We start from the raw sequence: 13,671 nt of genomic DNA, 5'->3' as shown, positions 1-13,671 counted from the left end.
TTGGGAGTGGGCTTACATTAAGCCGCTAAGATTGTTTTAAGATCTTGCTCTGGCGTTGAGATAGCACGCATGTCGAACTCATCTTGAATAATCTTAAGCAGGTTTTCCGTTAGGAATGCTGGCGCTGTTGGACCTGTGTAAATGCCTTTCACACCCAGTGCAAACAGGGTAAGCAGGATCACAATCGCTTTTTGCTCGAACCAAGATAGGACGAGTGTTAGCGGTAGCTCGTTGATGCCACAGTCAAACTCTTGAGACAACGCAAGAGCAAGCTGAATCGCTGAGTATGCATCGTTACATTGGCCCACATCTAATAGACGTGGAATGCCATTGATGTCGCCAAATTGGTTTTTATTGAAACGGAATTTACCACACGCCAAAGTTAGGATAACTGAATCTTCTGGTGCTTGAGCGGTAAAGTCTGTGTAGTAACTACGCTCTGATTTATCACCGTCACAACCACCGACCAAGAAGAAGTGTTTAATGTTGCCCTCTTTCACTTGATCAACAACCGCAGGTGCAGCTTCCATGAGCGCATTGCGACCGAAACCAACAGTGATCATCTGCTCGATCTCATCATGCTTGAAGCCTTCTTGCGCTAATGCACAATCGATAACCGCGCTGAAATCTTCCCCCTCAAGGTGAGCAACACCCGGCCAGCCTACAATGCTACGCGTAAACAGACGATCAGCGTAAGCACCAACATCTGGGTTAAGCAAGCAGTTAGACGTCATTACAATTGCGCCAGGGAAGTTCGCGAACTCTTTCTGTTGATTTTGCCAAGCGCTGCCGTAGTTACCCGCAAGGTGTGGGTATTTGTGCAGTTCAGGGTAACCGTGTGCAGGTAGCATCTCGCCGTTGGTGTAAACGTTGATGCCCTTGCCTTCAGTTTGCTGAAGAATCTTTTCTAAGTCATGAAGGTCATGGCCAGAAACAAGAATACAGTGACCTTTCTTAGTCTTAACATTCACCGTTGTAGGCTGCGGGTGACCAAAGATGTCTGTCTCACCCTTGTCTAGCATTTCCATTACTTTGTAGTTCATCAAGCCGATCTGCATTGATGTATCCAATAGCTGTTTTAAGTCGGTTGGATCGGTACCTAGGAAAGCCATGATTTCATGATATTCAGCAAAGATAGCATTGTTTGTTTGACCAAGAACGCGAGCGTGCTCCATGTACGCAGCTGCACCTTTTAAGCCGTATAGACAAAGAAGACGAAGACCAATCACATCTTCATGTTGAGATTCATGACCACGGTTAACCGCAGCTTGTGGTGCAAGCGCCAATAGCTCTGAAGAGTCCGTTGGAAGATCGAATTGCGCGGCAGGAGAAAGCGCTGGAATTTCGAAGCCGATTAAAGTCGCAGCTGCTCGAACTTTCTGTTCTAGACGCTGTTTAAATTCGTGAGATTGCTGAGCAAATTCAATGATACGAGCAGGGTCGAAGTTCACGTTCGTGAGTGTTGCGAAGAACGCTTTTGGCGCCCACTCATCGATTTCAGTATCAATAACATCGCAAGTGCGACCTAAGTTTGCCCAAAAAGAAACACCTTGAAGAGAGTACACCAACACATCTTGAAGGTCGGATACTTCCGATGTTTTTCCACACATACCTTGTGCGAAAGAACAGCCTTTTACAGTGGGTGTTTGAATAGTTTGTTCACATTGAATACAGAACATATAGGGGCTCCAGTAATTTTTATTAGCTGTAAGTACTTCGCTTACAGTGACTTATTCCAAACCCTGTAGAGCATCAAGCGTGCCAACTTTTAATTATTTGATTTTTAAGGGATTAATCATATCCCATGATTTTAGTGCGTGATTATGACTACATTTTACGAGCCAAAGCAAACACACATGTGTCATAGTGACTCTCGGCAATTATTTTACGGCGTTCATGTTTCGTTCAGAAAAGGGCCGATAAAGTAACAACATCGAAAAAGAGGAATGAATATGAAAAATATATTAGTTACGATTGTTGCGCTGTTTACCGGCCTTTTGGCGCTATTTACTAGCTTGATCCTTGCTATTCCTTTGGCTATCGCAGCATTAATCACAGGCAAGCGCATTCAAAATCAAATGAAGAAACAAGGCTTCGCAGCTCATATGAACACTCACCACTCATCAACATCTGATGCTGGTGTTATCGAAGGCGAATACGAAGATCTTTCAAATAGAAAATAATCTAAGCTTTTGCTTCAAGACAACAACGATAGAAACTACACCAAACAATGCACAGAAAGACCGTTCTAACTCTGCTCGCTATTACGACTTTAGGTCTCGTTGGCTGCTCTAACGAGACCATCACTCCAGCTTACGAAGCTTCGCCAAGCCTGCCTGAATATCAACAAGACAGCTTCGATGACTATGTGACCGAAACTCAAGACTGGCTATTAAAAAACCGAGTGTTCATCACCGAAGACAAGCAACTAGAGGTTCAACTTAATTCACCCACTGAGTACAAACCGACCTCACCTAATGGTAAAGCAGTTCTGTTGGTTCATGGATTAGGTGACTCGCCGTATTCGTTTAAAGACATTGCAGAACATCTAGCCGATCAAGGTTACTTGGTGAGAACCGTGCTACTTCCAGGCCATGGCAGTCGTTCAGGTGACTTAATGCAACCGAATCTCGAAGATTGGCAAGGCGTGGTGGCTCACCATACTAAGTTACTTGAGCAAGAGTACGATTCAGTATGGCTAGGTGGTTACTCTACCGGTGCAAACCTTGTGACTTCACAAGCGATGAAGGATCCAAAGATCGCCGGGTTACTGCTGTTTTCTCCGGCATTTCAACCGAATTCATCGGCCGTGCAATACGCTGGGCTAGCGAGCTATTTTGTGACTTGGGCAGACCAAGATCCTGAAGACAACATACTGCGTTATAACTCACTGCCAATGAACGGTGCATCGGTATACTACGAGACCTCAGAAATCGTTCGTGATGACTTAAGAGAGAAACAATTCGATAAGCCAGTGTTCATTATGATGAGTGAAGGCGACAGTGTGATTGACACTAGCTTTGTTCAGCAGGCGTTTACTGAGTATATGCCCAATCCGAATAACGTTTTGGTGTGGCAAGGAGAAACTGCGCTCGATGACCCTCGCGCTGTTCAATACAGTATGAAGATCCCGGAGCAACGTATCTCAAACGGTTCTCACATGGGCTTGTTGTTCTCACCAAATAATCCGTATTACGGTATCAATGGTAGCGAAAAAATCTGCTCGAATGGACAAGAAGAAGGCTTTGAAGATAAGTGTAATGCGAACAGCGAAGTGTGGTATTCAGCATGGGGATACCGTGAAGAAGGAAAAAATCACGCTCGTCTAACGTATAACCCTTACTTTTCCGACTCAATGGCCAAACTAGATTCAGTGCTAAACTCGGCAGGTTAGCCAGACAAACTCATAAAAACGAAAAAAACTCACTAGCGATTCGCTGTGAGCTTTTTTAATACATATCTTTTTCGGGAGTCAGCTGCCTAACGCTATATGGTCCACACCACACGCACAGCAAGCAAGATCAAAACGATACCTGAAAGTCGATCAATCAACTGCGCTTTTGAACGGATTCGTTCAACAATGAGAGGGCTAGATAGCACCAAGGTGATGAAGGTGTACCAAAGGCCATCAACAATCAGCGGAGTCGAGACAATAATCACTTGGTTGGTCAGCTCATTGCCGAGCGCGACAAACTGGCTAAACAGAGCGATAAAGAACAGTGCGATCTTAGGGCTTAAGATAGAGATCAAGAAAGCTTCACGAGCAGACTGCATGTAGCTCATCTGTTCACCTGCTTCTAATTTGGCAGCTACACCACCTTTCGAACGCAGAGCATTGACTCCCAAGTACAACAGATAAGCTGCACCCGCCAAGCTAATACCTTTAAATAACGTTGGAGATTGCTCCAATACCACTGCCAAGCCTACGATGGTTGCAAACGCATAAACACCAATACCCGCAGCATGTGACCAAGCAGCGATAAGACCGTTAATACGACCACCAGCTAAGCTGTGTTTAGCGATCATTGCTAAACTTGGCCCTGGCGACATTGCTCCCAAGAGGCAAATCGCCAATAAAGAAAACCAAATTGTTACCGTCATCATTCCATTCCTAGTCAAACCATGCGTTCTTGTTGAACGCTCTACCATTGATAGTTAGCATAATTACCACTTGATATTATTTGAAATCAAAGATAATCATCATAGCCATGACTTCAAGTCATACTGATATTGTAACTCGACTTTTGCATTGCCTGGAACGCCTTTTCTCGAGCCCATTTATGTGCTGAGTCGTTGTCGTACTTCGGGTGCCACATTAACCAATAGGTGTGCATTTCGGTTTCGAATGGCAATGGAAAATACTTAACCTCAAGATGCCTACCTAGGTTATAGGCAATGTGTTCCGGTACGATCATCAAATAATCGTCTTGCATTAACACGTTGCTTGCCGATGAAAAGAAAGGAACCTTAAATGCCACTCTGCGTTTCAGCCCTTGCTTATTCAATGCAATATCGGCGTAGCTGTCTTTGTCCCCTCCTCCAGTCACCTTGATATGAGAGTACTGGACAATATCTTCGGAACTTAACGCCTCTTTCTGAGCCAATGGGTGTGATTTGCGCATTAAACACACCGATTTGTCCTCTCCAAGCTTGATGCTCGAGACATGCTCCGGCTTTTTAGGAAACATGCTGGAAGCCAAGTGGATTCCCGATTCATTGAGTGATTCAAGGTAGTTAGGCTGCCACAAACGGTAGGCCAAATTGATATTCGGCGCATCTGCTGATACCTCGGCAACAATCACAGGCAAAATATACTGAGCAACATAGTCACTAGAAGACAACACAAACTCTCCCTGCCACTCATGCGGTTCAAATGGTTTGTCATCTAGCAAGTGGTCAAACTCACCGAGTAGGTCATCGAGCTTCTCTTTAAGCAAAATAGCTCGATTGGTTGGCACCAGCTTATTGCCATCACGCACTAACAAAGGGTCACCACATAAATCTCGTAGCTGACTAAGTTGGCGGCTCACCGCTGATTGTGTGATATGCAGGCGTTGCGCGGCTCGACTCACATGACACTCTTCAAGAAGGACATGTAATGAACGAAGTAGGTTTAAGTTGATATTGCCTAACATGAATGTACCGTCGGATTCAGCTTGTTAAAAAACTCGGTCAACACGGTATGAGTCATTAGATGGCGAAGCTCTGGATAGCTTTGCAGCTGGTCGCGAACTTGATTTAGACGTTCCATACTCTCAACCTCAACATACAACATCATGTCTGTTTCCCCACTAATAGAGTGACACCATTGCACACCGTCAATACTATGAATTTGGTTCGCGTAAGACTCACAGCTATGGTCACTGCTCGACAGGTCAAACTTCAACGAGATATAGGCGCATACGTTTTTCGTTTGGTTGGGCTGATCGACAAGAGCGCAGTAACCTTTGATGACTTTGTCGCTTTCTAACTTCTTAATTCGCGCATTCACCGCCGAACGAGAGAGGCTCACTTCTCTTGCAATATCGCTCACTGAGCAACGAGCATTAGTTTTTAGAATATCTAAAATTTGGCGATCAAATTTATCCATGCTTTTGATTCTTCCCATTTATTGTTCTATTTATCACGCCTAATTTGACACAACTCTTGAACTTATAACAGTCGCCGTTTACGTCAGCCGACACTTTGACAGTTAATCCAAGAAATACCGTTAAAATGGCGGCGGCTTACGACGTTTCGCTAGCTGTATTATTGATGACGACAATGTATGCTTTCATTCACACTCTTTTCCATTCCCAGATCAAAATCGTCACAAGCTAGGAGAGCGAATGACCCAGCTAAAACAAGAAATCACGCTAATGTCCGGCATCGGGCAACTTTCAACGACCTTGCTTGGTACTGGGCTATTTATGATTCCCGCTATCGCGGCAGGTATTGCAGGTCAATTATCACTGTTAGCCTGGTTAATCCTGTTTATCGCCATTTGCCCTATTGCTCTCACTTTCGCCGCGCTAGGTAAACGCTATCCGAACGCGGGAGGCACTGCCTATTTTGTTCGCCAAGCGTTTAGTGAAAGGTTGGAAACGAGTGTCGCTTGGTTGTTTGTTAGTGTAGTACCCGTAGGTATTCCAGCAGCTATCGCGTTAGCTGGCGGCTTTGCCCAACAGTTATTACCAGCTCCGCTCGACACACAACTCGGCGCTCAATTTTTTACCGTAGCACTACTGATTGTGGTTAACTTGATGGGCAGTAAGTCTTCAGGCCGCCTGCAAACCGTGATTGCCCTTTCGATCTTTGCCTTAGTCAGCGCTTTCGTTTGGAAGGCAGAGATCACTGTCTCCGATATAGCGATACCGAGCCTATCCTCTGACTCTGTGTGGTCTATCGGCGCCGCACTGGCCGTGATGTTTTGGTGCTTTGTCGGAATCGAAGCTTTTGCTCATATGGGGGAAGAATTCAAGAATCCTCAACGAGATTTTCCCATTGCTATCGTAGTTGGTTGTTTCGTTGCTGGCTTGGTGTATTGGGCTTGTTCGGTAGTGATCCTCAAGCTAGGCGCGTACGGCTCAGCGGAGTTTGATGCCGCATCAATCCCATGGGTAACTGAACAGCTGTTTGGTAATGGATTTAAAGCAGTTATCAGTGTGCTTGGTTTCTTTGCCTGTTTCGCTAGCCTGAATCTATACACCCAAAGCTTGTCACGAATGGTCTGGGCTCAGGCTCGTCAACACCGACCTGATGGCAAAATGGCACAACTCAATAGCCACGGAGTGCCACTCTACCCAACGTTAGCAATCGGCGTTATCGCACTGATTTCATGTGTGATTGGCGAGCTTTCTAATCTAGATCTTGAGTTCTTTCTAAAGCTCGCTAACGGTATTTTTGTTCTGGTTTATCTACTCGCAATGCTAGCCGCTTGCCGACTTCTGAAAGGTACTTCTAAATACACTGCGATGCTTTCGTTAGTTATCTGCACTATCGTGTTTATCTGTCTAAGTTGGTCAATGCTCTATGCTGTGATGATTTTTGTGACATTGTCACTCCCCTGGCGAAAGTGGTTTGGTAAACCCACCCGTTTCTATCGATAAGTTATAAGTTCTATCGATACCTTTATTGATAAAAAAGCCGAGCGATCGCTTTGATCTTCGGCTTTATTTCTGCCAAACGAACATTCCCAAAACCTAATAACGCTCCATTCCAATCACGCTCAACACTCGAGCCATATTCGTAAAAAGAAAATGGGCGAATAATAATATTGTCGAGCTCAGCTCTTCGGCTCCATTCATGTTCAGAAATGCCACCATTCCATTTGACGGTTACATGCAGTCCCGCCGCTTGGCTTATCACCTCAAGGTCGCCATTAAATTCACTTTCAATAGCATCGATCATCGCTTCGTACTTGAGTTTGTACGAACGACGCATCTTCCTAATATGTCGTAATAAATCGCCTTCACGAACAAAATCAGCCAGTGCTTCTTGCGTATGGCTTGCGGTGTCTCCACTGAGCGCATCTTTTATCTCGAGACACTTAGTAACCAAGTGCTCTGGGACCACTAAATACCCCAAACGAAGACCATTGAACATCACCTTGCTTAGTGAGCCGACATAGATGATTCGGTCATCCAAACCAAGCTTGCCTGCCAACCCTTGCATACTAGTATATGGTCGGTGCGCGAACTGAAACTCACTGTCATAGTCATCTTCTATGATCCAAGATTGGTTTTTGTTCGCCCAATCAATCAGTTTTAGGCGCTGCTCGGTATTAAGCGTAGTCCCCATCGGGTATTGATTACTTGGGGTGACATACAAAGCCTTGGCTTTACTGGAGAGAACTTTATCGATATCAAGCCCAACCTTTTCTCGCACCGCCACACCGTCTAATTTGAGCTTTAACAGATCAACAATTTTATGGACTTGTCGATACCCAGGTTCTTCCATCAATAGCTCGTCCCCCGTCATCAGCGTTGCCATCAAACCAATGGAAATCGCTTGTTGCGCCCCCGCCGTGACAATAATTCGATCAGCATGACAACGAACAGATCGGCTACTTGCAAGATACCCAGTGAGCGCATCTCGTAAGGCCACACTTCCTTGGACGTCTTGGTTGCCTGCAATGTTTTGACGCGTTGCATGTCGCTGCAGTAGCCTTTGCCATTTCGCGAAAGGAAAAGCGTTGAGATCAGGCACTCCAGGGGCGAAGCCACTATTGATATCTAGCTTTGTCGCTATGTTCCTACGTGCTACCTCGGCCTGCGCAGTCACCTGACTAGTCTTTTGAACAAGGTTAGGTTGAGAGGAATTCAAGAAATGTTCCGGCTGCTCGACCGACACATAAAAACCGGAACCTTTTCGGCTTTCGATATAGCCTTCCGTGACTAACTGCTCATACGCATAGATCACGGTATTTCGGCTCACCGACAACTCAACAGCCAACTTACGTGTTGAAGGTAACTTGCTGCCTTTGCCCCATAAATCTTGAACGATCTTCTCTCTGATCACATGGAATAAAGCGGTTTGACGCGTGTCATGTTGCTCACTAAGTTGTAGGTCACCGACATCGATAGGCTGCATAACTGGATCCAAATAGTGTTTAAAAGTGGCTCTATTTAATAGACCAGTTAATCGCTACATTAATCAAAAGGCAATGATTAAGGAGCGATTATGTTATCCAACACGAAAAGAACCACGATTAAAAAAGGGGCTCACAAAGCCGTATTTGAACAAGAGAAACTGCATCAGATCATTGATGAAAGCTTAATCGCGCACATTGCACTACAAGGTGAACAAGGCCCGATGGTGATACCGATGCTCGCTTGGCGAGTCGATGACATGGTCTATATCCATGGCGCCAAAAACAGCCGCCTACTAAAAGGGCTTAAGAAGGGAGAGCCAACCTGTTTAACATTCACATTATTTGATGGCTGGGTCCTGGCTCGCTCAGCCTTTCATCATAGCGCCCATTACCGTTCAGCTGTGGTGCTTGGATCATTTTCAGTCATCGACGACAATCAAGAAAAGGATCGCTTGCTGAATATCTTCATTGAGCAGATAGCCCCAGGGAGAACCGACGAGGTTAGACTGAGCAATGAAAAAGAGCTCACTGCGACTGAGTTATTGGCGATACCGCTAACCGAAGCATCAGTAAAAATTGGTAAGCATGGTGTGAATGATGACAAAGCAGATATGGATATCCCGGTTTGGGCGGGTGTACTTCCCTATCGAACCATTGTGGGGCCACTAGAAACTGTACCCGAGCAAGAGGGGCTCATTGAAAAGCCAGATTATCAACAAGCTTATGGTGAACGCTGGTACCAAAATTAACAGACCGAAATGGTCAACACGTTAAAATTGTATACAATCTGGTTATCAAAAAATTAACATCAGTAAATAACGTAGCCGAGCGATGCAGACGAATAAGGACTTTCAACAACATCAAGGCTTGCTCAATGGTATTGGGCAAATCTACTTCACTCCAACAATCATCACGTCTGTTTTATTTCTGATTGCTATCTCAGTCGAATCCTTTTCCCTCTCAGCCCTTACACTATTCGGTGCAGCGAGCAGTTATGTATTTGCTTGCTATACCAGAAAGCCAATCGACAATATCTATAATGGAATGTATGCGTTGAATGGTGCACTCGTCGCACTGTTTATCGGAAATATGCTCGAGATAACACCCGTCTTAGTGATGGTTACTTTCTTAGGTGCATTGTTCACTGTACCCATAGCAACCGTGGTATTTGGCTTTAAAAAGTACCTCGGCTATACCAGCGCTTTCGTCATAACATCTTGGTGGATTTATGTGGCTCAGTGGAGCTTGGATATAACGGTATTTTCTCCTTCTGCCGTTGAGCAAGCTCCACACACCCACATAGCGACAAATTTAGAGGCTCACCTACCCCCTTTTATCGTGACCATGCTAAAAGGAGTCAGCCAAGTCAGCTTTATCAACAATACGTGGACGGGGCTGATTATTTTAGTGGCGATCATGCTTAACAACATCCAACACGCTCTTTGGGTAGTGTTAGCAGTAGCCGTCAGTACTCTGTTTAGCGAGGTAATTGGCGCAGATGACGAACTGATCGCTCAAGGGCTATATGGATACAACGCCGTGCTAGCAACACTCGCACTGGTTCTCTATCCAAGAGTTTCGTGGGTTTGGGTGATATTAGGCGGTGTGTTTAGTTGCCTCTTTACACTCATATTCTACACTCTTAGCTTACTGCCGCTAACCGCACCTTTCATTCTCAGCACTTGGGCCATGGTGTACTTATCGAGCAAACGGCACACCTGATAACGCTCTATAAGTCAGTTCTAAACCTTTCGACATATTGCTTTGGGGTCAAGCCACGGTGCTTTTTGAACATTCGCGTAAAGCTTGCCACGTTGGTATAGCCAAGACGTCTCGCCACTTCTTCAACGGGCAATGAATAACTCAGCAACTCAACAGCAATATTACTCAACGCGTAACCCATAATCGTGGAAAAGTTCACCCCGAGTTTGTGCAGTCGTCGCTGAAACTGTTGCTCAGACAAACCAAGTAAACTCGACACCTTGTTCAACGTCGGCAAGCCAAAGTGGCGACTATAATTGATCATTTCATAGGTCACCTTATGTTCATCACCTGCGTCTGGCATATTGAGATAGTTATCTAAATCATTGAAATTCATAGCTAAACTCATTTTCCCGACTGACGGCGAGTGATTCACAGATAGCCTAGATTTACTCGGTATCCATACCTCAGTTCTTGGTTGTCCCCATTGAATATTGCAACCAAAGTACTCGTGATACAGCTCAGTATTTTCTCGATATCCAGCAATAGAAACCGCAGAAGGCACGAAATCAGGCCCAAGATAACGCCTTAATATCTTCATCATAAAGATCGCGACACGCACTGAATCGTGAACCCTGCCAGTCTCAGAGTATTCAGGGTTGTCATAACACCACTTAATCAGGTTACCCACTTGCGCGCCATATAAGAAAGCGCCGGACTGCAAACAATGCAGCCCGATGTTAACGCGTCGAATGGTCGAAGCTAGGTCATGTCCGGAGAAAAACCAGTTAGCAAGCGGGCCTAACTTCTCTATATCGACTCTAGCAGCAAGCTTTAAGATGATGTCTGGCTCATCCGTTTTCTGCTCAAGTAAGCCATACCACTTATCCACTTCATTGACCGGAATCAGGTTCATAGCGTTAGCAAATACTGATTTGGGAATACCTAAAGAATCCATATCTAGCTCTCGATTCGCCGCTGCGTACTGGTATATACCTAAAATTCCTAATGATCTTAAGAAGTTACAATTATTCATTCGTCGCAAATCCCTGCCAACACAATTACAGATCACATCGTATAGGTGCCATTATTAAAGTAATTAGTAATTTTGCAACCTATAAATCTGATATCAATCACACTCAGCGCTTAATTTAACCTAGGGTATATCAATGAGTTTAGTAAGTGTCCCATTTGTTGGAACTGGCGCTGACACAGCGCTACATGTGGTCGCAGGTGTTGTACTCGTCGCAACGATTGCAGCTGCATGTTACGGGTTCTGGCGTGTCCATGAACTACCAATAAACAAGGCTCACAGTAAAGAGCATCAACAACTCGGTTTGATCACCGCGCTCACTTGGATTGGCTTTTTATGGCACTGGGTGTGGGTACTCGCAGTCATTTTGGCATTCGTTGATATGGAAAAAGCAATCATCAACCTCAGGGACACATGGAAAGCCCCCGCAACACCGAAAGAAACCAGCAACACTGATAACAAAGACGAGGAGAACCAAGCATGTTAGAAGGCTTAGCTATTTGGGCACTGTTCATCTATTTACTGAGGCTGATTGGCATGCCTTGGAATAAAGGAACAAAAGCCTTTGCGTACCTTGGTGGTACTTCTTGGTTGCTGTTTGTGTGGGTAGGACTGATTAACTTCACGCCGATGGATCTCTCTGGGGGCTCTGTGGTTCAATCGCCCCATATTCAATTGCGTCCAGATTCAACCAATGTGACGGGAAAAACCACGAAAGTTCATATTCACCCAAACCAAGACGTAGCTGAAGGTCAGTTGATCTATGAGATTGACGACACCAAATATGTGATCGCTCGAGATAAGGCGAAGGTCCAACTTGAGTCAGCAGAGGTAGCGTTAGACACAGCTCGCCAAGAAGTCAGCATTGCAAAAGTCAGCTACCAATCAGCGCTTGAAGACATCAAAACTTCGATAACACAAATTGAGTCAGCAAAGACCGACTTAGTTTTGCAGTCTAAGACACTGGATCGTTATCAAAAGCAAAACAGTGTGGTTGAACACACCATTACAGAGTCTGATATCGACCAACAAACCGCAAAGGTGGAAATAGCGACTCATAATGTGACTACACTTGAATCTCAGTTGAGTAAGAAAGAGGTGGATGCGGAGAACGCCAAGTTAAACATCCACAAAGCGGAAACCAATGTAAGTAAGAAGCAAACCGAGGTCGACTCTGCAAAAGCCACATTGACACAGGCACAGTGGGACTTGAATAGTACAAAAGTGACGGCGCCATCAGATGGCTTTGTTACCAACTTTATTCTTCGTGAAGGTCAACGTGTTTCAATGATGCCTCGTATACAAATGTATACCCAAGAGAAATACGTGTTAATGCGAGTCAACCACCAAGCTATTCGCAACATCAAAGTAGGTCTGCCTGCGGAGTTTGCAACAGCGGTATACCCAGGGAAAATCTTCTCTGCGACAGTTGAAGGGATTGTGGAAGCAACGGGGGAGGCACAAGCCAGTTTATTAGGTATCGATGAACAGGTTCGAGTAACCACAGGTCGAAACCTTCAGAACAAGCACCACTTTGTTCGTTTGAAGATTGATGAAACAGAAGGTTACGACATCCCTGTCGGGTCAGTAGGGCTTGCTTGGGTTAGTGGTGAGAAGCCGGTTAGCTTTATGGCGTTCCTAGATATCATACGCGGGATCATCATTCGAATGAAGTCTCAACTGTACTTCTTCTACTCCATCTAATACTTCCCATTGGTGAAACAATACTAAGCCCGTGCGCTCTTAGATCACACGGGCTTTTTGTTTATTCCAATTTTACTATTCGTCGCCAGAAAGAACACAAATTCGAAAAACGAATCAGCATGCAGCGTTCAGTGCTATTAACTTTATTCCCGAGCAATACTCTAAAGTTGCAAATCGCAATTGCATTTTGCAATAAAGCATTACGAAAACGCAAATTAAACGTTCAAATACGCACCAGATTGCTATAAAACTGCCGTTTTACGTGGTTTTAAAAGTTGGCACACTAACTGCTCTGTGTATATTGACCCTTCTTAAGCCGAGGGTCACCTAGCCAACTGACGTTGTTAGTGAACCTACTCTTGTTCACAAAATATATAAGCCAATTGCGATTATTGCGATTGGCTATTTTTTTGGTTCATCGCGGCTTTCCGGGGAAAGCCGCTTTTATCTTCAAGAAGAAGTAGTCTGTATCTCGATACCCATATCCCATTCGCTTGATTAGTTTTATCTTGTTGTTTATCCCTTCCAATGTGCAGGTGTTAAGCGGATAACTTGCCGATGCGATAATGCCGTGAAGATAAGGACTCAGTTTTCGTGCGAACTCTTGCAATGGCTTAATTCCACTCTCCTGTACTTGTGCCCACCACACCTCCCAGAGCCC

Annotated in this window: 13 protein-coding genes and 1 pseudogene; 7 read left to right on the top strand and 7 right to left on the bottom strand. The window is 44.9% G+C overall.

Annotated elements, in window-relative coordinates:
• Positions 1 to 17: 17 nt before the first annotated feature.
• Entirely contained in the window at positions 18 to 1,679 is a 1,662-nt protein-coding gene (hcp, locus tag L1D11_RS14505; protein ID WP_239833713.1) for a hydroxylamine reductase, read from the bottom strand.
• 273 nt (positions 1,680 to 1,952) lie between these two features.
• Between hcp and L1D11_RS14500 the strand changes: the two genes are divergently transcribed.
• Together L1D11_RS14500 and L1D11_RS14495 are read left to right on the top strand one after the other, a co-directional pair.
• Positions 1,953 to 2,183 (top strand): hypothetical protein, encoded by a 231-nt coding sequence (locus tag L1D11_RS14500; RefSeq protein ID WP_008217274.1) that lies wholly within the window; start codon positions 1,953 to 1,955, stop codon positions 2,181 to 2,183.
• Positions 2,184 to 2,230: 47 nt separating this feature from the next.
• Positions 2,231 to 3,394 (top strand): alpha/beta fold hydrolase, encoded by a 1,164-nt coding sequence (locus L1D11_RS14495; protein ID WP_239862599.1) that lies wholly within the window; start codon positions 2,231 to 2,233, stop codon positions 3,392 to 3,394.
• A 92-nt stretch (positions 3,395 to 3,486) separates the two neighbouring features.
• Here the strand turns inward: L1D11_RS14495 and L1D11_RS14490 are convergent, their stop codons facing one another.
• The 3 genes from L1D11_RS14490 to L1D11_RS14480 form a co-directional block, all read right to left on the bottom strand.
• Positions 3,487 to 4,101: a LysE family translocator gene (locus L1D11_RS14490; protein ID WP_239833718.1), complete on the bottom strand. Its 615-nt coding sequence runs from the start codon at positions 4,099 to 4,101 to the stop codon at positions 3,487 to 3,489.
• Positions 4,102 to 4,214: 113 nt separating this feature from the next.
• Entirely contained in the window at positions 4,215 to 5,135 is a 921-nt protein-coding gene (locus L1D11_RS14485; protein WP_239833711.1) for a LysR family transcriptional regulator, read from the bottom strand.
• Positions 5,129 to 5,590 (bottom strand): Lrp/AsnC family transcriptional regulator, encoded by a 462-nt coding sequence (locus L1D11_RS14480; RefSeq protein ID WP_239833717.1) that lies wholly within the window; start codon positions 5,588 to 5,590, stop codon positions 5,129 to 5,131. The genes L1D11_RS14485 and L1D11_RS14480 overlap by 7 nt, the downstream gene beginning before the upstream one ends.
• A gap of 238 nt (positions 5,591 to 5,828) precedes the next feature.
• On the opposite strand from L1D11_RS14480, the pseudogene yjeH reads away from it, so the two are divergent.
• Positions 5,829 to 7,095 (top strand): annotated as a pseudogene (yjeH, locus tag L1D11_RS14475) (L-methionine/branched-chain amino acid transporter).
• Positions 7,096 to 7,110: 15 nt separating this feature from the next.
• Here yjeH and L1D11_RS14470 read toward each other — a convergent pair.
• Entirely contained in the window at positions 7,111 to 8,571 is a 1,461-nt protein-coding gene (locus L1D11_RS14470; RefSeq protein WP_239833710.1) for a PLP-dependent aminotransferase family protein, read from the bottom strand.
• Positions 8,572 to 8,661: 90 nt separating this feature from the next.
• On the opposite strand from L1D11_RS14470, the gene L1D11_RS14465 reads away from it, so the two are divergent.
• The gene (locus tag L1D11_RS14465) at positions 8,662 to 9,321 is read left to right on the top strand and encodes a pyridoxamine 5'-phosphate oxidase family protein (RefSeq protein ID WP_239833709.1); all 660 of its coding nucleotides are present in this window, start codon (positions 8,662 to 8,664) and stop codon (positions 9,319 to 9,321) included.
• Positions 9,322 to 9,403: 82 nt separating this feature from the next.
• Complete coding sequence (locus tag L1D11_RS14460) at positions 9,404 to 10,294, top strand: urea transporter (RefSeq protein WP_239833708.1); 891 nt, start codon at positions 9,404 to 9,406, stop codon at positions 10,292 to 10,294.
• A gap of 7 nt (positions 10,295 to 10,301) precedes the next feature.
• On the opposite strand, the gene L1D11_RS14455 is transcribed toward L1D11_RS14460, so the two are convergent.
• Positions 10,302 to 11,309: an AraC family transcriptional regulator gene (locus L1D11_RS14455; RefSeq protein ID WP_239833707.1), complete on the bottom strand. Its 1,008-nt coding sequence runs from the start codon at positions 11,307 to 11,309 to the stop codon at positions 10,302 to 10,304.
• A gap of 133 nt (positions 11,310 to 11,442) precedes the next feature.
• On the opposite strand from L1D11_RS14455, the gene L1D11_RS14450 reads away from it, so the two are divergent.
• Both L1D11_RS14450 and L1D11_RS14445 read left to right on the top strand, forming a co-directional pair.
• The gene (locus tag L1D11_RS14450) at positions 11,443 to 11,793 is read left to right on the top strand and encodes a hypothetical protein (protein ID WP_063523845.1); all 351 of its coding nucleotides are present in this window, start codon (positions 11,443 to 11,445) and stop codon (positions 11,791 to 11,793) included.
• Positions 11,787 to 13,010 (top strand): biotin/lipoyl-binding protein, encoded by a 1,224-nt coding sequence (locus L1D11_RS14445; RefSeq protein WP_239833706.1) that lies wholly within the window; start codon positions 11,787 to 11,789, stop codon positions 13,008 to 13,010. Before L1D11_RS14450 ends, L1D11_RS14445 begins: the two co-directional genes overlap by 7 nt.
• Positions 13,011 to 13,425: 415 nt before the next feature.
• Here the strand turns inward: L1D11_RS14445 and L1D11_RS14440 are convergent.
• Positions 13,426 to 13,671, bottom strand: a 246-nt coding sequence (locus L1D11_RS14440; protein WP_239833705.1) for a transposase, incomplete at its 5' end; no start/stop codon positions are given.

Source organism: Vibrio sp. Isolate32, from assembly GCF_022397955.1.
Lineage (GTDB): Bacteria > Pseudomonadota > Gammaproteobacteria > Enterobacterales > Vibrionaceae > Vibrio.
The sequence above is the reverse complement of the archived record's forward strand: the minus strand, read 5'-3'. Positions and strand labels throughout refer to the sequence as shown.